This window comes from Endozoicomonas sp. (genome assembly GCF_965196975.1).
In the GTDB taxonomy this organism is placed as follows: domain Bacteria; phylum Pseudomonadota; class Gammaproteobacteria; order Pseudomonadales; family Endozoicomonadaceae; genus Endozoicomonas.
Genome location: NZ_OZ239981.1, coordinates 595,736 through 616,798, shown reverse-complemented (window position 1 = coordinate 616,798; position 21,063 = coordinate 595,736). Strand labels below are relative to the sequence as shown.

18 protein-coding genes are annotated in these 21,063 nt (G+C 46.8%); 8 read left to right on the top strand and 10 right to left on the bottom strand.

Features of this window, described 5'->3' with window-relative positions; genetic code table 11:
• Nucleotides 1-12: 12 nt before the first annotated feature.
• A complete protein-coding gene (locus tag ACOCLE_RS02730; RefSeq protein ID WP_419535409.1) occupies nucleotides 13-771 on the bottom strand; it encodes an OTU domain-containing protein in 759 nt (252 codons plus the stop codon).
• Between ACOCLE_RS02730 and ACOCLE_RS02725 the strand changes: the two genes are divergently transcribed.
• Nucleotides 770-2,050, top strand: a complete 1,281-nt coding sequence (locus ACOCLE_RS02725) for an ISKra4 family transposase (protein WP_419532972.1) — start codon at nucleotides 770-772, stop codon at nucleotides 2,048-2,050. The two genes, ACOCLE_RS02730 and ACOCLE_RS02725, sit on opposite strands and share 2 nt — an antisense overlap.
• Before the next feature lie 1,073 nt (nucleotides 2,051-3,123).
• Here the strand turns inward: ACOCLE_RS02725 and ACOCLE_RS02720 are convergent.
• The 3 genes from ACOCLE_RS02720 to ACOCLE_RS02710 all read right to left on the bottom strand — a co-directional run bounded on the left by ACOCLE_RS02720 (nucleotide 3,124) and on the right by ACOCLE_RS02710 (nucleotide 6,362).
• A complete protein-coding gene (locus ACOCLE_RS02720; protein WP_419535408.1) occupies nucleotides 3,124-4,557 on the bottom strand; it encodes a hypothetical protein in 1,434 nt (477 codons plus the stop codon).
• Complete coding sequence (gene tnpC / locus ACOCLE_RS02715) at nucleotides 4,547-6,052, bottom strand: IS66 family transposase (RefSeq protein WP_419532963.1); 1,506 nt, start codon at nucleotides 6,050-6,052, stop codon at nucleotides 4,547-4,549. The genes ACOCLE_RS02720 and tnpC (ACOCLE_RS02715) overlap by 11 nt, the downstream gene beginning before the upstream one ends.
• An 85-nt stretch (nucleotides 6,053-6,137) precedes the next feature.
• Nucleotides 6,138-6,362: a hypothetical protein gene (locus ACOCLE_RS02710; RefSeq protein WP_419535407.1), complete on the bottom strand. Its 225-nt coding sequence runs from the start codon at nucleotides 6,360-6,362 to the stop codon at nucleotides 6,138-6,140.
• Between the two features lie 506 nt (nucleotides 6,363-6,868).
• On the opposite strand from ACOCLE_RS02710, the gene grcA reads away from it, so the two are divergent.
• Together grcA and ACOCLE_RS02700 are read left to right on the top strand one after the other, a co-directional pair.
• The gene (gene grcA, locus ACOCLE_RS02705) at nucleotides 6,869-7,252 is read left to right on the top strand and encodes an autonomous glycyl radical cofactor GrcA (protein WP_419535406.1); all 384 of its coding nucleotides are present in this window, start codon (nucleotides 6,869-6,871) and stop codon (nucleotides 7,250-7,252) included.
• 219 nt (nucleotides 7,253-7,471) lie between these two features.
• Nucleotides 7,472-8,473 carry a LacI family DNA-binding transcriptional regulator gene (locus tag ACOCLE_RS02700; protein ID WP_419535405.1) on the top strand — a complete coding sequence of 334 codons (1,002 nt, stop codon included), beginning with the start codon at nucleotides 7,472-7,474 and terminating at the stop codon, nucleotides 8,471-8,473.
• A 111-nt stretch (nucleotides 8,474-8,584) separates the two neighbouring features.
• On the opposite strand, the gene ACOCLE_RS02695 is transcribed toward ACOCLE_RS02700, so the two are convergent.
• Genes ACOCLE_RS02695 through ACOCLE_RS02685 form a run of 3 tightly spaced genes read right to left on the bottom strand, consistent with a single transcriptional unit; the run spans nucleotide 8,585 to nucleotide 11,552 of the window.
• Nucleotides 8,585-9,223: a bifunctional 4-hydroxy-2-oxoglutarate aldolase/2-dehydro-3-deoxy-phosphogluconate aldolase gene (locus ACOCLE_RS02695; protein ID WP_419535404.1), complete on the bottom strand. Its 639-nt coding sequence runs from the start codon at nucleotides 9,221-9,223 to the stop codon at nucleotides 8,585-8,587.
• Nucleotides 9,220-11,028 carry a phosphogluconate dehydratase gene (gene edd, locus ACOCLE_RS02690; protein WP_419535403.1) on the bottom strand — a complete coding sequence of 603 codons (1,809 nt, stop codon included), beginning with the start codon at nucleotides 11,026-11,028 and terminating at the stop codon, nucleotides 9,220-9,222. Before edd ends, ACOCLE_RS02695 begins: the two co-directional genes overlap by 4 nt.
• A complete protein-coding gene (locus ACOCLE_RS02685) occupies nucleotides 11,025-11,552 on the bottom strand; it encodes a gluconokinase (protein WP_066014038.1) in 528 nt (175 codons plus the stop codon). Before ACOCLE_RS02685 ends, edd begins: the two co-directional genes overlap by 4 nt.
• A gap of 132 nt (nucleotides 11,553-11,684) precedes the next feature.
• Here ACOCLE_RS02685 and gntU point away from each other — a divergent pair, with 132 nt between their 5' ends.
• Nucleotides 11,685-13,031 (top strand): gluconate transporter, encoded by a 1,347-nt coding sequence (gntU, locus tag ACOCLE_RS02680; RefSeq protein WP_066014032.1) that lies wholly within the window; start codon nucleotides 11,685-11,687, stop codon nucleotides 13,029-13,031.
• A 64-nt stretch (nucleotides 13,032-13,095) separates the two neighbouring features.
• Here the strand turns inward: gntU and ACOCLE_RS02675 are convergent, their stop codons facing one another.
• Nucleotides 13,096-13,698 (bottom strand): NADPH-dependent FMN reductase, encoded by a 603-nt coding sequence (locus ACOCLE_RS02675; protein ID WP_419535402.1) that lies wholly within the window; start codon nucleotides 13,696-13,698, stop codon nucleotides 13,096-13,098.
• Nucleotides 13,699-13,853: 155 nt separating this feature from the next.
• On the opposite strand from ACOCLE_RS02675, the gene tnpC (ACOCLE_RS02670) reads away from it, so the two are divergent.
• The gene (gene tnpC, locus ACOCLE_RS02670) at nucleotides 13,854-15,359 is read left to right on the top strand and encodes an IS66 family transposase (protein ID WP_419532963.1); all 1,506 of its coding nucleotides are present in this window, start codon (nucleotides 13,854-13,856) and stop codon (nucleotides 15,357-15,359) included.
• Here tnpC (ACOCLE_RS02670) and ACOCLE_RS02665 read toward each other — a convergent pair.
• Both ACOCLE_RS02665 and ovoA read right to left on the bottom strand, forming a co-directional pair.
• Entirely contained in the window at nucleotides 15,326-16,051 is a 726-nt protein-coding gene (locus ACOCLE_RS02665; RefSeq protein WP_419535401.1) for a hypothetical protein, read from the bottom strand. The genes tnpC (ACOCLE_RS02670) and ACOCLE_RS02665 overlap by 34 nt on opposite strands.
• 250 nt (nucleotides 16,052-16,301) lie before the next feature.
• Nucleotides 16,302-18,473 carry a 5-histidylcysteine sulfoxide synthase gene (gene ovoA / locus ACOCLE_RS02660; protein WP_419535400.1) on the bottom strand — a complete coding sequence of 724 codons (2,172 nt, stop codon included), beginning with the start codon at nucleotides 18,471-18,473 and terminating at the stop codon, nucleotides 16,302-16,304.
• Between the two features lie 371 nt (nucleotides 18,474-18,844).
• Between ovoA and ACOCLE_RS02655 the strand changes: the two genes are divergently transcribed.
• The 3 genes from ACOCLE_RS02655 to ACOCLE_RS02645 all read left to right on the top strand — a co-directional run bounded on the left by ACOCLE_RS02655 (nucleotide 18,845) and on the right by ACOCLE_RS02645 (nucleotide 21,035).
• On the top strand, nucleotides 18,845-20,125 hold the full coding sequence (locus ACOCLE_RS02655; protein ID WP_419532972.1) for an ISKra4 family transposase: 1,281 nt from the start codon (nucleotides 18,845-18,847) through the stop codon (nucleotides 20,123-20,125).
• Between the two features lie 149 nt (nucleotides 20,126-20,274).
• Nucleotides 20,275-20,415: a hypothetical protein gene (locus tag ACOCLE_RS02650; RefSeq protein ID WP_238593629.1), complete on the top strand. Its 141-nt coding sequence runs from the start codon at nucleotides 20,275-20,277 to the stop codon at nucleotides 20,413-20,415.
• On the top strand, nucleotides 20,406-21,035 hold the full coding sequence (locus ACOCLE_RS02645) for a glutathione S-transferase N-terminal domain-containing protein (RefSeq protein ID WP_066014034.1): 630 nt from the start codon (nucleotides 20,406-20,408) through the stop codon (nucleotides 21,033-21,035). The genes ACOCLE_RS02650 and ACOCLE_RS02645 overlap by 10 nt, the downstream gene beginning before the upstream one ends.
• Nucleotides 21,036-21,063: the final 28 nt, after the last annotated feature.

Here is a 21,063-nt window from a genome sequence, read left to right as displayed (position 1 = left end):
CCAGCCTCCCAGTCATTGTTTTGACTGGGAGTTCGTGCTTTCTAACATTACTCTCAGCATCTCTCGTGCTTTTTGAGCCAGAACCTCAGGGACAATCAGATCCCAGTGATCCACACCATTAAAAGCCATTATCAATGAATGAGGACTGCCACTTAAATAAGAATTAATATTTGCTCCCACCAAAGTGTCGACTCGCCCATCAGGACGATAAACAGTTGCATGAACTTGCTCAGCTTGGCTCATATCGGAAAGATTTAAGACCATCACATCAGTGCCTGTCAACGGTGGGATATAATGATTTAACGTATCATTAGTACCCCATGCAGCACTCCCCCCAGGCCTTGCCCTGAATGATTCCGCTACCTGCTGAACAACCTCATCTTCAGGAAACGCTGTAGCATGAACATTAGCTATTTCTGCTAATACAGAAAAAAGGTTTCGTGTCGTAACCGTTTCTGAGCCTAAGTAAGCAGCAACACCAGCCCTATTCGGCAAATTATCCCAATGAAGTTGCATACCAACAGCAAGGGCATGAAACATACACAATCCATCAGGTGGCATTTCAATGACCTGACTACTGGTTTCTTCAAGTAACATCTGAAAACGTCGATCTCCCATTGGCTGCATTGAGTCAGAAACTTCCATTGCAATGCTTGCCAATTGTTCAGTCACTTGCTGCATAGCATGGGTGCTCTCTCTGAATGATTGAAACAATAGTGCTCTATTTTCACAGCTACTATGGGAACACCACTCATAATAGTTAACTGTCATGCCCGCTTCTGTTATTTCCAGCTCTACCAAAAGCATCGTTTTGCAAATTGAAGTTTCTATAGATTCAGGCAACATGCTGAATCTTGAAGATAGTTTACAGCGTGCACTCAATGAAGCCGGGCAGCTTGGAACAAAAGAGTTATTGGGGCTATTTGAATCACCCAATAAAGAACCTATCGTCGTTAATCAGCAGAAGTGGAACTACAAAGGAAAGGTTCTTAAGCACTATGAAACCTTATACGGTCGTATACCTTTGGAGCGCTCCGTATATCAGGGTGTCAGAGGTGGCAGTACTCTGGCAGCACTTGATCTTCGTGCCGGTATTATTGGTTCAGCTACCCCCAAATTTGCCAAGTCTATCGCCTGGAAATACAGCCAGATGCCAGCGCCTGCGGTAAAAGAAGATTTTGAGACCAACCATCAAAGGACGCTTTCAAATTCTTATATCAAGCATTTATCGGACAGAGTAGGTGCATTAATTGAAGACCAGCAAGACACTCACTACCACCTTCCTCCACTAAAAGAGCCTGTTGAAACAATAGCCATTGGTCTGGATGGAACCTGCATGCTGCTTTGTGAAGAAGGCTGGAGGGAAGCCATGTGTGGGACATTGAGCCTATATTCTGCAGATGGAGACAGGCTCCACACGATATATACAGCCAGTTCGCCAGAGTATGGTAAACAAAGCTTTATGAGCAAGCTCGACGAGGAGATTGCAGATCTAAAACGACTCTACCCAAATGCCACATACATCGGGGTAGCTGACGGGGCTAGAGAAAACTGGAGTTATTTGAAACAACATACCTCTGGGCAGATACTCGATTTTTATCATGCATCTGAATATTTAGCTGGAGCAGCGGAAGCACTGTTTCCAACCAGTAAGGCGAAGCGACACCAGTGGCTTGAAGACAGGCTACATAGTTTGAAAAACAAGCGTGGAGCAGCCAAAAAAATCCTTCAGGAAATTGAATCAGCCGAGCTCCCGAAAAAGACAATCGCACTGACAGAGAAGCGCTACAAAGCTGTGAGCTATTTTACAAACAATCACCAGTTAATGAATTATCATCAGGCGCTTAAACGCCATTGGCCAATAGGTTCAGGAGTTACTGAAGCGGCTTGTAAGACTCTGGTAAAGCAACGATTATGTGGTTCTGGAATGAGGTGGAAAGCAACAGGAGCGGAAGTGCTTTTGACAACAAGAGCACTGATCCAGAGTAAGGGGCGCTGGGAACAACTTTGGTCTGAGTTCATGACTGGAAAGGTTGAAGCTAACCTATGAGTCAGTTATCAAATTGAGAGAGCACCCCATAGCATTATCATAGCTAATGAGCTTCTGCCTTCTCCTTCTACCAAGCCGCTGCCTGCCTGATAATATATCAACGACCTGTTTATACTTCTCCACAAAATCAGTAATATCATGACTTTCACTAGTAGCAGGTTCTTGCTCGGGAACCAAACCAATAAGCTTGGAATAGTTACTGGTATTTTCTCGAAAGCCTCCAACTACAGTAGTCAAATCATCTAGCAATTGGTGCTGATCAACATGCTGCCCAGAACCTGAAAATTCACGTTCATACTTTCTACGAATTCTAGTTTCCTCCGAGAGCTGCGCCTTTGGAATATTTCCCTTAGAAAAAATTATCTGCTCACGGATTCTATAAAACGTCTCAACTTCATTAGGTGTATTATCAACATAATCTTTGAGCTCTGTAAGAACAGCAACATGCTCTTTCAAAAGTTCTAGAAAAACATTTACATCATCATCCAAAAGTTCATTCCCATGAAGATGGGATTTTAGAGCTTCAACTGCCTCAGACTGGAACAACCTTGCTTTGGGAATAGATTCTTTAGCTCTAGCAAGAATATCTATTAAAACAGTGGCACGAGAATTAAACAAACCTATTGGCTGACCAATATGCTGATCAACATACTCACCAACCTTTTCCGCGTGTTTCGCTCCATTGTATGACTCTCTTATCTTTCGCGCATTTTCTAATATTTGACCTTTATACCTGATCACCGGCTGGAATTCGCAGTCTGCAATTGCAGAGTTTGAGTAAGCCCGCTCAAGGGAGTTTTCAGCCATCCGCAAAGAACGCTCATAAGCAACTTTTGCAGCACCAAAGTCTTGGCTTTCAAAGGCCTGAACCCCCTCACCGTAAGATTTTTGCCACTCTGAATCGGCCATAGCGGGTTCAGCAGACTCATGCACCTCATTCACTTTTGCACCCGCCCCCCCCATTTCATCTTTTTGTACCTGTGACTTTTTATTCAGCGCTCTACGATTTTTTTTCCTCCTCAATGCCTCAAGTCTATTTTCTTTTTTCTTCTTATCTGCGTCTTCCTTTTTGATCAATTCTTTCCTAACTTTTTCTGATTCAATTTCCGCTTTGTGAAACTCCTCCTTAATTCGACGATCTTTAATTTCAGTTTTTTTCTCCTTCTCTTTTGCTCCATTCTCATATTCATGAGTCGAATTGCTTTCCATTGGGACAACTGAACTTCCCACTCTTCAACATTACTAATTCCTCGAAGCCTTCCTTGATGAACCGTTCTTTCAGCAGTCCCGATAGTCGGCCATGGCAAAGAAGACATACCCACTAACTCTTTTCGAAAATAGCCTAAAAGATCCCAAATGGAAGTGAAAGTACTTAAAATTCCGGCCATTACCAAATCAAAATAAGATGAAACAGTCAACCCGTAATTTTTATTATTATAGACAGCATCAACCAAGTCTATAAACTGACTATAGGCCGACCAAAGAAACTCATAACGCCCTGAAAATATAGCGAAGTTCAATGAACAAGAGAGTGCAAGAAGTTCATACGGATGAGGATCAAATTTGATGTAGCCAATAACAGGAAGAAACAAATCTGAAATAACATCCCAATGAGCATAAACCTCCATGAAATTACTTGCAGTAAATAGTGTCAGAAAAAAAAAGCGTAGCCATCGAGCATATTTTTCTTTTTCATTCACATTGGCGGCTATGAATACTCTGGTCCAGTTAGTTAGCATACTAGGTGGGATGTAAATACGATGCCCTGGGTTTGATAGAGAGAGTGTTGAGGGAGAGTTTCCCGAATCAACCAATTCTGAACGAACGCGAACTTCTGCTGAAAAATAATTTGAATAACGTTCTAATTCCTTTTCAATTCGCTTTTTTTCATTGTTTCTTAACCTCCCCCCTTTTCTAGCCTTCTTCATTTGAGGAGAGCTGATAACTTCAAATTCTTTTTGACAACGATCATATTCATCCTGATCCCAATTAAAATCAGAAAGGTCACAATTATTTTTTTCCCTAACTACCGAACGGTGAAAAAGCCAAAACTTAGTTTCATGCCCAACAGCACCCACGGGGGGATATGCCGCCAGGAACCCAGCATCTAGGCTTTCACTTTCCTCAACACTAAAACCACTCACACCAAACAATTCTGATGTTAAAAAATACTGCTGACCTCCAATATCAAGGTAGCTTTCCTCAAGAGCAACCCTGTGATTAAGGTTAAACTCCAACCGGGCTTGTTCAGGAAACAAGCCAAGATTAACAACACCATCACACTCTTGCTCCGAAAAAGGCAAAAGCTCAATATTATAAGTACTTTCGAGATCTGCAATGGATTGACAGTCAGTCTTAAATTTCAAAACAAGGTTATCAGGATAAAAATCCTGATAACTAAGCAATTTATCTTTGAAGTTTAACGATGGAACCAGATAAAACGTATAGCTTTCTGGATCTAGCGCTTCTACATCAAAAATCAAATCTTTATGGTAACTATTCAGCACCCAGCAAAGGCGTATTGTTGTAATTTCGAACCGCTTTAAGAAGCGCCTGAAATATGTTCAACCCCTGCTTTTTAGCAGATGATAAATAGCTTCGGATTCGGGTAAACATGGTACCTCCGTCTTCGCTTCTGAAGCAGCCTGAGATCTTCTGCTTAAGTTTGGCCATCCTGGCATCACGTTCACTGCCATTGTTATCGAAGGGAATTGAAAAGTCCGACATGAAGCGCAACGTTTCAACCTTAAACTCAATAAGCCTTTTGAACAGGTTGTAGGCCTTGGTATTCCTGACCTTCTTACGTCCAAGCACCTGTCGTTGTTTTTCCATATAAGCGGTTTCCTTCGTGAGAGCCCTTTGAAGGATTTGGTCGTATATCGTCTCAATGCGAAGCTGTATTGCACCAGGCATTTGAGTCAGACCGGCTGCTTTGTATTTCTTGCAGAAGTGCCAGGAGAGCGTAAGCAATTTCATCAGCCGCAGAGCCAGCTTATTCGCATCCCTATCGACAACTCCCTGAAGCTCTCTCAGATGATGGGCATTACAAAGCACATGCACTGCCGCATAGGCAAAGTAGGACTTCCAATGATCGTGAACCAGAATGCCTGCAAAAGTCAGCAGGATGCCCATTGCATCCATTGCTTCACAACCTCGCCTTTCTGAGAGGTAGTAAAGCGTCCATTGGTCATCTCGCATAATGTGTAACCACCACAGTGAACCGTCAACCCGCATGCCAGTTTCATCCGCTCCTGCAACCGGACTTTCTTGTAAAGCATCGCGGATACTCTGCTCAGTAGAGGCCAGGTTCTCATGGGTATAGGCAACAAAATTGGCAACAGAGCCTGCGCTGACACTCATGCAATAAATAGTATTGAAATACTCAGACACCCGGTGATATGGGATGAAGTGATACTGGTTTAAATGAACAGCCATTGCCTGAGTCACTTCTCCGTATTGAGCAGCGGCTTTCACTCCTTGGGGAAACTCAGCGGTGTTCCGTTTACCACAAGGACATACTTTAACGTCTGCCCAGTACGCGGTAACTTCAAATTCTCCGGGTCTACCTGGATCAAAAACCTGTCGCTCAATGTATTTGGTGGGTTTAATATCGATAAGCGAAGACTGGCAACAGCAACATTTTTCAACCTTCAGATGCCTGACATAATCGGGTAAGGCGACACGTCTCAAACAAGAGCCTTGATGACCTTTCTGGCCACCTGGTTTATTGCCTGAAGATGGTCTAAGGCTTTTGGGGTTCGGTGTTTCCTGTGAGGAGCAGGGGGCTTCTTTGGAAGATGTATCACCTTTATCACTCCCTTTTTTACTGGGCTTTTGATAACCATCTGACGATGGTGGCTTACTACTGTTTTGACTGTTTTTATTAACCCTTTCTTCCAGTTCGCTGCAACGTTCCCGTAAAAGCGCATTCTCGGTCCGAAGCTCTTCATTCTCTTTAAGGAGAGCTTCGGTAAACGGAGTAGCTGGGAAGTCTGGTTCCATACTGGAGATTTGTTAGAAAAATTGAGTATAAGATGATGGTCGAAAAATCAGAAAATTCCAGATTTATATGAAGGGTGCTGAATAGTTACTCTTTATGTATAGACTCGATCCTCTCAGTCTCATTTTCTCCCCCTCCCACCTCAACACCAGGAGCCTCCTCTATGACCAACTCTTTCGATTGAAAAAGATGCCATTTTCTCATATAGGCGTTTGCCTGAAACCCTATATATGCTATGGCCTCTGTGGGAGTGTAGCTTCTAAAAACAGTAAACTCTTCTCCGTCCTGATTGCTGCCTTGCTTAACACTCATAGACTGCACTTTCTCTACCGGCGAAAATATATACCCAGAACCGATAGAAGTTACACTGACAATTACCTTGACTTTCCAAAAATTTAACTCTGAGTGACTATTCGGTATCCAGAAAATCGCTACCAGGATAAAAAACAGGCAAGCCAAGCTTTTTTTTCAGCTGAGTTCATATAGATGATCAACTCAAAAAATAATTCTCAAAGCAAGAAAGTAGACCATCAATAATATTTGACCATCATCATTTAACGACGCCATTACTTTGAGGCAAGTGCCAGCCTTGTTTTTACGTAACACGCATTGACTAACATCAAAAAATAATACCACCTCTCGTTTTTTCCACCACTTTGTTGATCTCGGCTAATACCTAGATATTGAAATTCCCATAACTGATAGGATGCCCGTACCATGAAGAATCATTCCAGAATTCATGGCGATAGGCGAGCGGCGCATTCCTATCCGGTAAGCCCTCAAAGCTGTTTGAACTTGAGTATCAAGGGATCAATAAAATGAAAGGCATTCAGATTACTGCCAGCGAAAACAACGCTCTGGTTAACTCAATCTGGTTGATGGACGAAGCTGCTGGTGAAGCTCGCCTGATCTGCGCCAAAACTGACGAATTCAAGCAGGATGAAGTCGTTTCTCTGGAAAAGCTGGGCCAGTTCGAATCCCGCGAACTGGATCTGGAAGTTCAGGAAACCACCATCCGCGAAGGTGGCCAGCACTTGAACGTAAACGTTCTCTCCCGTGAAATGCTGGAAGACGCTGCTGCCAACCCAGAGAAGTACCCATCTCTGACCATCCGTGTTTCCGGCTACGCTGTTCGCTTCAACTCCCTGACGCCAGAACAGCAGCGTGACGTGATCACACGCACCTTCACTCAGGACCTGTAATACAGCGCTGCCCGGCGCAGTAATGTGTTCCTGAATTAAGGCCGTGATTTTTCATTAAATTCACGGCCTTCACATCGACCCTCCTTCCAACATTGTTCAAACCGCAATCAACTAAAGACACCCGCCTAAAACAGAGGATATAATTTCGCGGTCAGCCTCAGACGCCAACCTGTTGAATCTGATGTCGCTGAGCCAGATGATTGTTGGAACGAACCATTAATGAAACCGAAAAACAAGCGCCTCGCGCTTCAGGACATCGCCGACCGGGTCGGTGTTACCAAAATGACGGTCAGCCGTTACCTCAAGGACCCAACACAGGTTTCAAAAGCCACCGGCGAGAAAATTCAGGCAGTCATTGACGAAGTAGGCTATGTTGCCAGCCGTGTTCCAGACATTCTCTCTAACTCCACCAGCAAAGCCATTGGTATTCTGATCCCCTCTATCTCCAACCAGGTCTTCGCGGCCGTTGTCCAGGGAATAGAAAGCGTTACCGAGCCATCGGGTTATCAGACCATGATCGCCCATTATGGCTATGATAAAGACGTTGAAGAAAAGCGCATAGAATCCATGCTCTCCTATCAGGTTGATGGGTTAATTCTTTCTGAGTGCGAGCATACAGAAAAGTCACTGCGCATGATAGAAAGCGCCGGCATCCCAGTGGTCGAAGTGATGGATTCCTGTCTTCCCCCCATTGACCTTGCTGTTGGCCTGGATCACAAAGCCGCCAGCGAGGCCATGATCAGGCGCATGCTGGAGAACGGCAAGAAAAAGATCGCGTTTATTGCTGCCAGAATGGACATCCGAGTCAGGCAACGCCTGCAGGGCTATCACAACATCATGGAGAGTGTTGGCTGTGATCCCATCATCCTCTCCACCCCGGCTAATTCATCATTCACTCTGGGTGCAGAGTTAATGGCCGAAGCTCTGGATAACCACCCTGAACTTGATGGCGTATTCTGCTGCAATGATGACCTGGCCATTGGTGCCATTATGGAATGTCAGAGAAGAGGGATTTCAATACCTGAGCAGATGGCCGTTGCCGGATTTAATGCACTGGATATAGGACGTTCCATCACCCCAAAGCTGGCCAGTATCGACACCCCAAGGTGGGAGATTGGCAGCCTTGCTGCAACAATGCTGCTGGACAAGCTGTCAGGTAATTCACCAGAACAACCCGTTGTAGATCTTGGCTTTACGCTGTTTGAGGGCGAAAGCATTTAATTTTCCGCAAAAATCACATTCACTTCCAGAATACCTCAAATACCAAAAAAGGCGCTGGCCACACTGAGAAAAAATAACCCCAGTGTCACCAGCGCCTTTAAAGCCTAGAAATCAGGAAGCCATGGCAACCGCTTCAGCAGCCAGACGAGAGATCTCGGCCCAATTGCGAGATGCAACCAGGTCAGCAGGCAGCATCCAGGAACCCCCAATCGTTGCTACGCAACTCAGCGCCAGGTAGTCCTTGATATTATCAGGACCAATACCACCGGTTGGACAGAAACGCACCTGAGGCAATGGTGCAGAAATCGCTTTGAGCGCCTTAACACCGCCGTTGATTTCTGCAGGGAAAAACTTCAGGTGATCATAACCATGAGAAAGCGCCTGCATCACTTCAGAAGGCGTTGCGCAGCCAGGAATCAATGGTGCTGAACACTGGCTGGCATGCGCCAGAAGTTCTGGTGTCATTCCGGGTGAAATGACAAATTTTGCACCCGCCTTTACCGCCGCATCGTACTGGAATGCATTAATTACCGTTCCCGCTCCCACCATGGCATCAGGCATCGCTTCTGCAATCTGACGAATGGCTTCTAACGCCGCATCCGTGCGCAGGGTGATTTCAAACACCTTGATACCACCCTCACTCAATGCACGAGCCATGGGTACCGCATCTTCTACATGATCAATCACCATCACCGGCACAACCGGAGACGCAGCAAAAACGGCTGCTGGATGTATCGCCCACTGACTCATTTCACACCTCGACAAAACAGGATGGATGCACCTTCTTCCGCACTGGAAACAGACTGGCGACAACCATTGAATAATTCACGACCGTATCCATGGTGCAGATCTGACAGATCCGGACAATGCGCTTCACGGGCAGAAAGGTCGGTATGCACAGCAATTTCACCAGTGACTGCATTAACCGTCACCTGGTCACCATCCTGCAAATAAGCCAGAGGACCACCCATTTGCGCTTCCGGAGTAACGTGAATAGCAGCAGGCACCTTTCCGGATGCACCTGATAGACGTCCGTCAGTCAACAGAGCAATCTTATAGCCTGCCTTCTGCAGGTTACCCAGAATTGGCATCAGCATATGAAGCTCTGGCATACCATTAGCTGCAGGACCGTTGAAACGAACAACAATCACTGCATCCTGATTCAGCTTGCCAGCCTTATAAGCTGCTTCCACGTCATACTGGGAATTAAAGACCAAAGCAGGCGCAGTCGTCGAATAATGTTCTTCCGCTACCGCACTCACCTTGATAACGGCACGCCCAAGGTTTCCAGAGAGCACTTTCAGCCCGCCAGTTACCGCAAAGACCTGCTCGGAGTCAGCAATCACTTCAGGGTTGCGTGTTCCGGACATGGATTTCCAGACCAGCTGACCATTGTCCAGTTCCGGCATTTTTAAATAGTCGGCCATGGTTCCATAACAGGGCACAGCATCCATATGCAGCAAGCCACGTTCCGCCAGAGCTGCCAACAGAACAGGCACACCACCAGCATCATGAAACTGGTTGATATCAGCCGGACCATTTGGATAGACACGGGTCAACAGCGGAACCACCTGTGACAGCGCATCAAAATCATCCCAGGTCAGGATAAAGCCAGCCGCACGGGCCACAGCAATCATATGGATAGAATGGTTAGTACTGCCACCAGAAGCCAGCAGAGCCACCAGGCCATTGACCAGACTTTTCTCATCCAGCACCTTAAAGAGCGGACGATAGGCAGGGGCTCCATGAATTTTGCTGGCGATATCCCCTGCAATTTTCTGAGTCAATGCATCACGCAATTCGGTGCCAGGAGGAATAAACGCGGAGCCCGGCAACATAAGCCCCATGGCTTCAAATACCAGCTGGTTGGTATTGGCCGTGCCATAGAAGGTACAGGTACCGGGCGCATGGTAAGCATTGCACTCCATGGTAAGCAGCGCATCTTTACCCACTTCGCCGGCAACATACTGCTGACGGACCTTTACCTTTTCATCATTGGTAATACCCGTCGGCATAGGCCCAGAAGGAACAAAAGCCGTTGGCAGATGACCAAACGACAGCGCACCAATAAGCTGACCCGGAGCAATCTTGTCACATACGCCCAGCAACAGGGTTGCGTCAAAGGTGTTATGGCTGAGACTGATGGCAACGCTCTGGGCAATAACATCCCGGGAGTACAGGGACATATCCATCCCGGCCTGCCCCTGGGTCACACCATCACACATGGCGGGCACGCAACCAGCCACCTGGGCACTGTGCCCCTGCTGTGCCAGCGTTTCCTTAATGGTAAACGGGTAATCCTGGTACGGCTGGTGCGCACTCAACATATCATTGTACGCTGAGATAATCGCCACATTGGCACGGGTAAAGTTAAGAATGGTGTCTTTCTGCTGGGTACCACAGGCCGCCACTGCGTGAGCAAGATTGCCACAGCTGAGGGACTTGCGGATTTTGCCGGTACTGGCCTGGTGCTCCATGCGGTCAAGATAGTTCTGACGAAGTGACGCACTGCGCTCGGCAATCCTCTGCGTCACTTCAAGCACGATAGGGTTCATGCCGCAACCTCTCTGGTAAAACTGGCAGAAGCTTCAACGGCCATGGCCACCACCTGATCAATATCGCTGGAGATATCAACGTGGGCGACACCCATTTCATCAGCGCCGGGTACTTCAAGGGTATTAAACTGGCTCTGCAGCATGGTCTCTTTCATAAAGTGTCCCTGGCGAGCCTTCATTCTTTCAAGGATCAGATCATAACTGCCATCCAGGAAGATAAAATAAACCTGGTCATTACCTTCACGAATGATGTCTCGGTACTGTTTTTTCAGAGCAGAACAAACAACAACACCCGTTTCATTTTTCGCCTGCACACTGAAGCAGACATCACGAATTCTTTCCAGCCATGGCTGACGATCATCGTCGTTCAGTGGATTTCCACCAGCCATCTTCTCAATATTAGCCCTGGGATGGAGATCATCACCATCAATAAACTTGGCACCGATTGCCCGGCTGAGTGACTCACCTACAGTAGACTTGCCAGAACCGGATACACCCATTACTACAAATGTTTTGCCACTCACTTTTTTGATCTCGATCAATAGTTATCGAAAAAATACAGAGAATAAACTTCTTCAAACAGCATGTTACGGGTAACATGTTACCCGTAACATTGAATCATGAAAAGTTTTTAAATTTTTTGAGACGAATCAATCATGTCGGATCTTTCTCTGATATATACCGCAGCCGGCTCCATCCTGCTGCTCCTGTTTCTGGTGATGAAAGCCAGACTGCACGCTGTAGTAGCACTGATTCTGGTGTCCATGATTGCAGGTATCGCTACCGGCATGAATCCGGCTGACATCGCCGCAACTATCCAGAAAGGTATGGGTGGAACACTGGGCTTCGTTGCCGTTGTGGTTGCTCTTGGTGCCATGTTCGGAAAGGTCATGGAAACCACCGGCGCTCTCGATCGCATCGCCCAGACCCTGCTGGCACGTTTCGGTAATGAGAAGGCCAACTGGGCAATTACCTTCACGGGCTTTATCTGCGCACTGCCACTGTTCTTTGACGTAGCTGTTGTACTGTTGATCGGTGTCGTCTTTGCCATCGTCAGAAAGAGCAAGGAAAGCGTTGTTAAAATGGGTATCGCCCTGCTTGCAGGTATCGCTACCTGTCAGGCATTCCTGATCCCTGCACCCGGTCCAATTCTGGTTGCTTCTCAGTTGGGCGCCGACTTTGGATGGATGATTCTGATTGGTCTGTCTGCTTCTATTCCAGCCATGATTCTTGCCGGCCCTATGTTTGGTTCTTTCATCAGCAAAATCGTTGATGTACCACTGCCTGCACACGCTGCCGCCAGCGAAGAATTCAAAGACCGCAACGGCACCCTGCCATCTTTTGGCCTGGCATTCGCCCTGATCATCCTGCCTCTGCTGATGATCGGCCTACAGACCATTGGCTCCCGTTTTGTTGAAGCTGGCTCTACCGTTCACGGCTGGCTGACCTTTATTGGCCACCCATTCACTGCCATCATGGTTGCCTGTCTTGCTGCCTGCTACCTGCTGGGCATCAAGCGCGGCTATACCAAAGATGAAGTGATGAATATCTGTGGATCCGCTCTGCAGCCAGCGGGCGTTATCATCCTGGTAACCGGTGCCGGTGGCGTCTTCAAGCAGGTACTGGTGGATTCTGGTGTTGGTCAGGCGCTTGGTAACATGCTGGCTGGCACAGGCCTGCCGATTGTTATCCTGGCCTTCATCCTGGCGGCTGCCGTTCGTGTTATTCAGGGTTCTGCAACGGTAGCCATGTTGACTGCCTGCGGCCTGATCCTGCCAATGCTGGAGCCTCTGGCACTGTCTGGCGCACAGCTGGCAGCAGTCACCGTTGCAATCGGTGGTGGTGCGATCGTACTTTCTCACGTTAACGACTCAGGCTTCTGGCTGGCTAACCGCTACCTGGGGTTGAACGAAAAGCAAACCCTGCAAACCTGGACTGTGATGGAAACCATCATTGGTACCACCGGTGCCGTGGTTGCCGTGATCTTCAGCTTGTTTATCTAACCCCCCCATAAAAAAACTCCAGCTTTTGCTGGAGTTTTTTTTGTTTGTCACAAACCAATTTTGATTACATGCCATTTCGAAAGGTTTTGTGATCAATCACACCACTCTCTCTAACCAGCTTTAACCCTGTTGAGTATTCCTTAAGTAATTTGAGACAATAGTCCACTCTTTCCTGTAAGTGCTTATCCCCCTCAGGGTCTTCACCCGTAAAGACCTGTCCCACATGACGAACAATCAAATGATCCGGCAGATAGCAGATTCTGCTGTTTTTATAACTACTGGTACGAAGCTCCACCACAGGATATGCACCACCCTGGCCGGCAGAAACAGCCGTAATCAATGCAGGCTTATGGCCCAGCTCAGCAGTACCAAATAGAAGAAAGAAATTCTTCAGTCCTGCCGGCACCATGCCATTCCACTCGGGTGCCACAACAATCAGCGCATCTGCCTCTTTTAGCTTCTGCTTCCAGGGTGCCAACCTGGCCTTCCACTCCTCATCACCACTCCAGATAGACTCATCCCAATGGGGCAGCGGGTTTCCCGCCAGCGATAGAATCTCAACCGAGTCAAATAAGGAAAGCTCAAGCACTCGATCTGCCAAAGCACGGCTGATCCGCTCACTCTGGGATTCCAGCCGATGACTGCCACTGATAATTGCAAGCTTCATTTTTCTTCCTGTTCTGCCCTGGACAATTTCACCCCAAACTGTAACAGAGAACAGCATAGTTCAAAGGTAACTATTCAGCACCCTTCATATAAATCTGGAATTTTCTGATTTTTCGACCATCATCTTATACTCAATTTTTCTAACAAATCTCCAGTATGGAACCAGACTTCCCAGCTACTCCGTTTACCGAAGCTCTCCTTAAAGAGAATGAAGAGCTTCGGACCGAGAATGCGCTTTTACGGGAACGTTGCAGCGAACTGGAAGAAAGGGTTAATAAAAACAGTCAAAACAGTAGTAAGCCACCATCGTCAGATGGTTATCAAAAGCCCAGTAAAAAAGGGAGTGATAAAGGTGATACATCTTCCAAAGAAGCCCCCTGCTCCTCACAGGAAACACCGAACCCCAAAAGCCTTAGACCATCTTCAGGCAATAAACCAGGTGGCCAGAAAGGTCATCAAGGCTCTTGTTTGAGACGTGTCGCCTTACCCGATTATGTCAGGCATCTGAAGGTTGAAAAATGTTGCTGTTGCCAGTCTTCGCTTATCGATATTAAACCCACCAAATACATTGAGCGACAGGTTTTTGATCCAGGTAGACCCGGAGAATTTGAAGTTACCGCGTACTGGGCAGACGTTAAAGTATGTCCTTGTGGTAAACGGAACACCGCTGAGTTTCCCCAAGGAGTGAAAGCCGCTGCTCAATACGGAGAAGTGACTCAGGCAATGGCTGTTCATTTAAACCAGTATCACTTCATCCCATATCACCGGGTGTCTGAGTATTTCAATACTATTTATTGCATGAGTGTCAGCGCAGGCTCTGTTGCCAATTTTGTTGCCTATACCCATGAGAACCTGGCCTCTACTGAGCAGAGTATCCGCGATGCTTTACAAGAAAGTCCGGTTGCAGGAGCGGATGAAACTGGCATGCGGGTTGACGGTTCACTGTGGTGGTTACACATTATGCGAGATGACCAATGGACGCTTTACTACCTCTCAGAAAGGCGAGGTTGTGAAGCAATGGATGCAATGGGCATCCTGCTGACTTTTGCAGGCATTCTGGTTCACGATCATTGGAAGTCCTACTTTGCCTATGCGGCAGTGCATGTGCTTTGTAATGCCCATCATCTGAGAGAGCTTCAGGGAGTTGTCGATAGGGATGCGAATAAGCTGGCTCTGCGGCTGATGAAATTGCTTACGCTCTCCTGGCACTTCTGCAAGAAATACAAAGCAGCCGGTCTGACTCAAATGCCTGGTGCAATACAGCTTCGCATTGAGACGATATACGACCAAATCCTTCAAAGGGCTCTCACGAAGGAAACCGCTTATATGGAAAAACAACGACAGGTGCTTGGACGTAAGAAGGTCAGGAATACCAAGGCCTACAACCTGTTCAAAAGGCTTATTGAGTTTAAGGTTGAAACGTTGCGCTTCATGTCGGACTTTTCAATTCCCTTCGATAACAATGGCAGTGAACGTGATGCCAGGATGGCCAAACTTAAGCAGAAGATCTCAGGCTGCTTCAGAAGCGAAGACGGAGGTACCATGTTTACCCGAATCCGAAGCTATTTATCATCTGCTAAAAAGCAGGGGTTGAACATATTTCAGGCGCTTCTTAAAGCGGTTCGAAATTACAACAATACGCCTTTGCTGGGTGCTGAATAGTTACAAGCGGAGGATGGATTGATAACTTCAATGATCGATGTTTCTAGCTCAGGGAGTAAATCCTCACGCCTCATTGCATCACATGAAGAAGGATATTGTCTGAATGCCTCAAACTTGGCGTATTCATCAGGTCGGCTTAAATCAAAGCTCATTTCGGGAAAAACTCCCAGCCCTCTCCCGTTGCTGACTTGTGTTTCAAACTGTCTCAATGCCTGAGTCATTTTAGGGATGGTTTCTTCTTGAAATAGAGCTCTATGTTCCTTGAGCGTCTGTTGCAAACAGGATTGACGTTCTTGAATCATTACTTTTTCATCCAATTTGACCTCTATATCCTCTTTTGATTTTTCTGCAGCCTTTGATGATGTCTCAAGATCCCAGCCTGTTTCCAATATTTTGTGAATCAAGTCAATGGTTTCATCTGTTGAACAGTTAACTAAAGCCAACGCACATTCAGCAAATTTTTCTCTTGCAGGGTCATCTGTGATGTCATTTTTAAGCTCATACCTTTCAGCCAGTAATCCTTCAATTCTTCTGGCTTTGTCGGGATTTCTCATAAGAGAACCATGAATAGCATCTAATCTTGCTTTCCAGTATTGCTCTATGGTCGCCTCTTCTGTTTCTGAGTTGTCTGGGTTAGAAATATCCGGTTGAGAGATTTCTGTACTCATAAAGAAACATGGTTCACTGATCATATTCAAGGCTCCTGATCAAACAGTTTGTTGGTTTATTTGATTTATCATTAAAGACAATGATGTCTTTCCTTTTGAGTATTTAAAGTAGAAATGGATGGTATTTCTGTAATGTAATTAATTGGTACTTAAATAAGATTTGTTTAACCGTTTGGTTCTATTCCAGCTTTTTAAAAAAAATAGCCCTCAAGTAGAGGGCAGGGTCTGAACTGTTACTTTGCTAAGCAGTTTTTCAGAAGAAAAATCAATTCTGTCAGATGTTTCTTTTCCATACTGTGCACTGGGCAACTGTATGCTGATACTTTCGGGCGGTTTCCCTGATCACAAACGGTATATCAAAAGGTGGTCGTACCTCCTCAAAATGTTTGCTCAACGCTCTCTGCAGCCCGGTATGGGTGTCAACGGCTTCTCCATTTTCACGGACTCCACCAAGCCAGTTCTCTCTGGGGGTGTATTCTTCCAGCCAGGTATAGGGTGAAGTGATAACAAGGATGCCTCCAGGGCGGATGCGCTCATGAATCATGCTCAGAAACTGCGCCGGGTTATTCAGGCGGTCAATCAGGTTGCCGGCAAAGACAAGGTCATAGTCGTTATAGATGGGTTTCAGGTTACAGGCATCGCCTTGAGTGAAACGGATTCGGTTGGTATCGATATCACCGAGGCCTATTTCAGTGGTATCAGCAATAAAGTAATCACCCAGCTCACCTTCAGTAGGGACGTGGTAACGAATTTTTCCCCGCTCCTGGAGTTCTGCTGCAGCAGAAATGAATCGGGCAGAGAAGTCGATGCCATCCACATGCTGGAACCAGCGGGCTAACTCAAAACTCGTACGCCCAACCGAACAGCCAAGGTCCAGTGCTCGGGTTCGAGGGGTGTCACCACTGACTTCGTAACAAATGTGGGCACAGGCTTCCGGATAGTTTGGAACGTCAAAGAAGGTTTCTCCAAAATGGAATGCCAGATATTGGGCAACAAGCGCATCACTCTCATAAGGGTTGCTGGAGGTATTGGTCATGGCACTGGACTCTACATATCGGAAGCCGGCATGCTGGAAGAAGTGGCGGCGGAAGGCATACCGTGAATCTTTAATGGCGTAGTTACCCGTTGAGATCCAGCAGCCCCCTTTGATGAGGTTGTGGCGTCCATCAAAGGTTGGGGTTGAGAAGTCATCGTAGCAGGGGTGAACACGGAATCCTTCATAACCGTCAATGGGGGTCGTGGTCCATTGCCAGACATTGCCAATAATGTCGCACAGTTCCCCTGTTCTGAAGCGGTCAACCGGGCAGGATGAAGACCAGTATTCGAGATTGATATTTCCGGGTGCTTTATCCCACCAGGGCTGGTCAGTATCAATGGATTCCCTCAGGCAATACCACTCGGCTTCGCTGGGCAGCTGGATCTGCTTGCCGGTTACTTCTGACTTCCAGCGACAAAATGCCTGGGCTTCATGACAGTTAACGTCTACGGGCCAGTTCCAGGGCATGTCGATTTCTTCGAGCATGGTACGATAGCGATAATTATCTCCGTCGGGCACCCAGAATTCGGGGTGGCGCGCTTTACCATCATTGTTGCTGAACGTCGCCCAGGCCCAGCCTTCATCGGTCCACCAACGTTCGTTGTCATAACCACCGGCATCAATAAAGGTTTTAAATTCCTGATTGCTGACCAGGTATTCACTGGCTTTGAATGGCGCGACCTCAACCTCGAAACGTCCATATTCATTGTCCCAGCCGTAAAGAGAATCATCATAATCTTTGCCCAGACGCAGCGATCGACTGGTTATTTCAATCAGACGGTTTTCTGGTGCGGCCCCGGTCTCGGTGCAGTGCTGCCAGTAGTTGTGTGGCTGGACGTATGAGATTGGGAGCTGACGAATAAGAACCGAAGATGTTTCAAGGTGGATACGCTCATGTTCAATCCCCATCAGAATGATCCAGGCTGGGCTCTCCCAGGTGATGGGTATCTCTAATGGCATATTCTGTACAAAGTTGGTAACCAGTGCTCTGACTTTGCTGCGGTAGTCGCGAACCTGCTGAACGGTTGGCCATTGGTAGTTGCTGTCGTCCAGGTCATCCCAGGACATTTCATCCACACCTATGGCAACGGTGGACTCGATGTAAGGGTCAACGCGTTCCGAGATCAATTTGGCGGTGATCAGTTTGTTGATAAAAAACGCGGCGGTATGCCCGTAATAGAAGATCAGAGGGTGGCGTAGGGGGATCGCTTTTTCATACCATGCTTCTTCACACGCCAGAGTTTCAAACAGCAGATCATACTGATCAAATGTCTGGAGGAAATAATTTAACAACTCCTGTCGTTTGTCCTCGGGGTTGCCCTCGTTCAGAACCAGGGTTCGAGTTACTTTTTCCGGATGAGCATCTGGGGTGACACTGTAGTCTATCTGACTCGCAGTATTCTCAGCCACGTTTCCTCTCCTGAGTATCGGTGTATAGGGACTTTGAGCAATCAGTTGACAGTAAGCAGAACCCGCATGAAAACAGCGGGGTGCTTCTTTAATAGAAAAACAGCGTATCCATTACTTATTGCTATCAGATGAAAGTGTACGGTGCAAATGCAATAAAGGTTTTCCTAGCTTGTCTTTTAGTGATTTTATAAGCGTTCAGTGTAGTTGCTCATTATGTTTGCAGATGGACCAGTGATCACCTGTCATGGTGAATTTGAGTGTCTGAGAGGGGTTGACAGCGCTTCAATCGGGTGCTCTCTCTGAATGATTGAAACAATAGTGCTCTATTTTCACAGCTACTATGGGAACACCACTCATAATAGTTAACTGTCATGCCCGCTTCTGTTATTTCCAGCTCTACCAAAAGCATCGTTTTGCAAATTGAAGTTTCTATAGATTCAGGCAACATGCTGAATCTTGAAGATAGTTTACAGCGTGCACTCAATGAAGCCGGGCAGCTTGGAACAAAAGAGTTATTGGGGCTATTTGAATCACCCAATAAAGAACCTATCGTCGTTAATCAGCAGAAGTGGAACTACAAAGGAAAGGTTCTTAAGCACTATGAAACCTTATACGGTCGTATACCTTTGGAGCGCTCCGTATATCAGGGTGTCAGAGGTGGCAGTACTCTGGCAGCACTTGATCTTCGTGCCGGTATTATTGGTTCAGCTACCCCCAAATTTGCCAAGTCTATCGCCTGGAAATACAGCCAGATGCCAGCGCCTGCGGTAAAAGAAGATTTTGAGACCAACCATCAAAGGACGCTTTCAAATTCTTATATCAAGCATTTATCGGACAGAGTAGGTGCATTAATTGAAGACCAGCAAGACACTCACTACCACCTTCCTCCACTAAAAGAGCCTGTTGAAACAATAGCCATTGGTCTGGATGGAACCTGCATGCTGCTTTGTGAAGAAGGCTGGAGGGAAGCCATGTGTGGGACATTGAGCCTATATTCTGCAGATGGAGACAGGCTCCACACGATATATACAGCCAGTTCGCCAGAGTATGGTAAACAAAGCTTTATGAGCAAGCTCGACGAGGAGATTGCAGATCTAAAACGACTCTACCCAAATGCCACATACATCGGGGTAGCTGACGGGGCTAGAGAAAACTGGAGTTATTTGAAACAACATACCTCTGGGCAGATACTCGATTTTTATCATGCATCTGAATATTTAGCTGGAGCAGCGGAAGCACTGTTTCCAACCAGTAAGGCGAAGCGACACCAGTGGCTTGAAGACAGGCTACATAGTTTGAAAAACAAGCGTGGAGCAGCCAAAAAAATCCTTCAGGAAATTGAATCAGCCGAGCTCCCGAAAAAGACAATCGCACTGACAGAGAAGCGCTACAAAGCTGTGAGCTATTTTACAAACAATCACCAGTTAATGAATTATCATCAGGCGCTTAAACGCCATTGGCCAATAGGTTCAGGAGTTACTGAAGCGGCTTGTAAGACTCTGGTAAAGCAACGATTATGTGGTTCTGGAATGAGGTGGAAAGCAACAGGAGCGGAAGTGCTTTTGACAACAAGAGCACTGATCCAGAGTAAGGGGCGCTGGGAACAACTTTGGTCTGAGTTCATGACTGGAAAGGTTGAAGCTAACCTATGAGTCAGTTATCAAATTGAGAGAGCACCCCTTCAATCAGACTGTCGGAAAGCAGCTTCCAAAGCGTTTAGCTGGGGCTGTATCTTCGGTATGTTATTGTTGTATTAAGTATTTGCGTTGGTAGGGCTATTATGGCAGGTGCAAAGTTTGCTATGATAGTGCGTTATTTCGCGGGCGGCTGTTTTACCCGTTATGCAGTAGCCTGTGGTCATCCTCTGGTTATTGTCATGGCCGGGATTGTTGCCGAACTCTCTCATCCTTTGCATGAAGGCGGGGGTACTTCATGGCTGTAGTTGCCAAAAAGTCATCCATGATTTTTTTCTCGGATCCAGCTGACCATTACTGTCACCGGGTTCGTATTGTTCTGGCAGAAAAGGGCGTTGCTGTTGACGTTCAGAATGTTAATCCGGAGAACCTTCCTCGGGAGCTTTCCGATCTGAACCCTTACAACAACGTACCTACGCTGGTTGACCGGGAACTGGTTCTTTATGAGCCAAACGTCATGATGGAATATCTGGACGAACGTTTCCCTCATCCACCGCTGTTGCCAGTTTATCCAGTCAGCCGTGCCCAGAGCCGACTGATGATGCACCGCATTCAGAAAGACTGGTGCGCTCTGGTGGATACTATTCTGGATCCCAGAACCAAGGAGACACCTGCGGCTCGTGCTCGTAAAGAGCTGCGTGAGAGTCTGCTGGCTGTTGAGCCCATTTTTGCTGAAATGCCGTTCTTTATGAGCGAAGAGTTTACTCTGGTGGACTGCTGTGTGGCACCCATCCTCTGGCGTCTGCCGGTGCTGGGCGTTGAACTGCCTAAGCAGGGTAAGTCTATTCTGGACTATGCTGAGCGTTTATTTGAGCGTGAGTCGTTCCAGGAGAGCCTTTCTGAAATCGAAAAGGAAATGCGTGAGTAACCTGGCTGGCGGCGTGAAGTGTTTGTCC

Coding starts and splice junctions, on each gene's coding strand:
- ACOCLE_RS02725 (WP_419532972.1), top strand. CDS start 770: ATGCCCGCTTCTGTTATTTCCAGCTCTACCAAAAGCATCGTTTTGCAA.
- ACOCLE_RS02730 (WP_419535409.1), bottom strand. CDS start 771: ATGACAGTTAACTATTATGAGTGGTGTTCCCATAGTAGCTGTGAAAAT.
- tnpC (WP_419532963.1), bottom strand. CDS start 6,052: ATGGAACCAGACTTCCCAGCTACTCCGTTTACCGAAGCTCTCCTTAAA.
- ACOCLE_RS02710 (WP_419535407.1), bottom strand. CDS start 6,362: ATGAGTGTTAAGCAAGGCAGCAATCAGGACGGAGAAGAGTTTACTGTT.
- grcA (WP_419535406.1), top strand. CDS start 6,869: ATGAAAGGCATTCAGATTACTGCCAGCGAAAACAACGCTCTGGTTAAC.
- ACOCLE_RS02700 (WP_419535405.1), top strand. CDS start 7,472: ATGAAACCGAAAAACAAGCGCCTCGCGCTTCAGGACATCGCCGACCGG.
- ACOCLE_RS02695 (WP_419535404.1), bottom strand. CDS start 9,223: ATGAGTCAGTGGGCGATACATCCAGCAGCCGTTTTTGCTGCGTCTCCG.
- edd (WP_419535403.1), bottom strand. CDS start 11,028: ATGAACCCTATCGTGCTTGAAGTGACGCAGAGGATTGCCGAGCGCAGT.
- gntU (WP_066014032.1), top strand. CDS start 11,685: ATGTCGGATCTTTCTCTGATATATACCGCAGCCGGCTCCATCCTGCTG.
- ACOCLE_RS02675 (WP_419535402.1), bottom strand. CDS start 13,698: ATGAAGCTTGCAATTATCAGTGGCAGTCATCGGCTGGAATCCCAGAGT.
- tnpC (WP_419532963.1), top strand. CDS start 13,854: ATGGAACCAGACTTCCCAGCTACTCCGTTTACCGAAGCTCTCCTTAAA.
- ACOCLE_RS02665 (WP_419535401.1), bottom strand. CDS start 16,051: ATGATCAGTGAACCATGTTTCTTTATGAGTACAGAAATCTCTCAACCG.
- ACOCLE_RS02655 (WP_419532972.1), top strand. CDS start 18,845: ATGCCCGCTTCTGTTATTTCCAGCTCTACCAAAAGCATCGTTTTGCAA.
- ACOCLE_RS02650 (WP_238593629.1), top strand. CDS start 20,275: ATGATAGTGCGTTATTTCGCGGGCGGCTGTTTTACCCGTTATGCAGTA.
- ACOCLE_RS02645 (WP_066014034.1), top strand. CDS start 20,406: ATGGCTGTAGTTGCCAAAAAGTCATCCATGATTTTTTTCTCGGATCCA.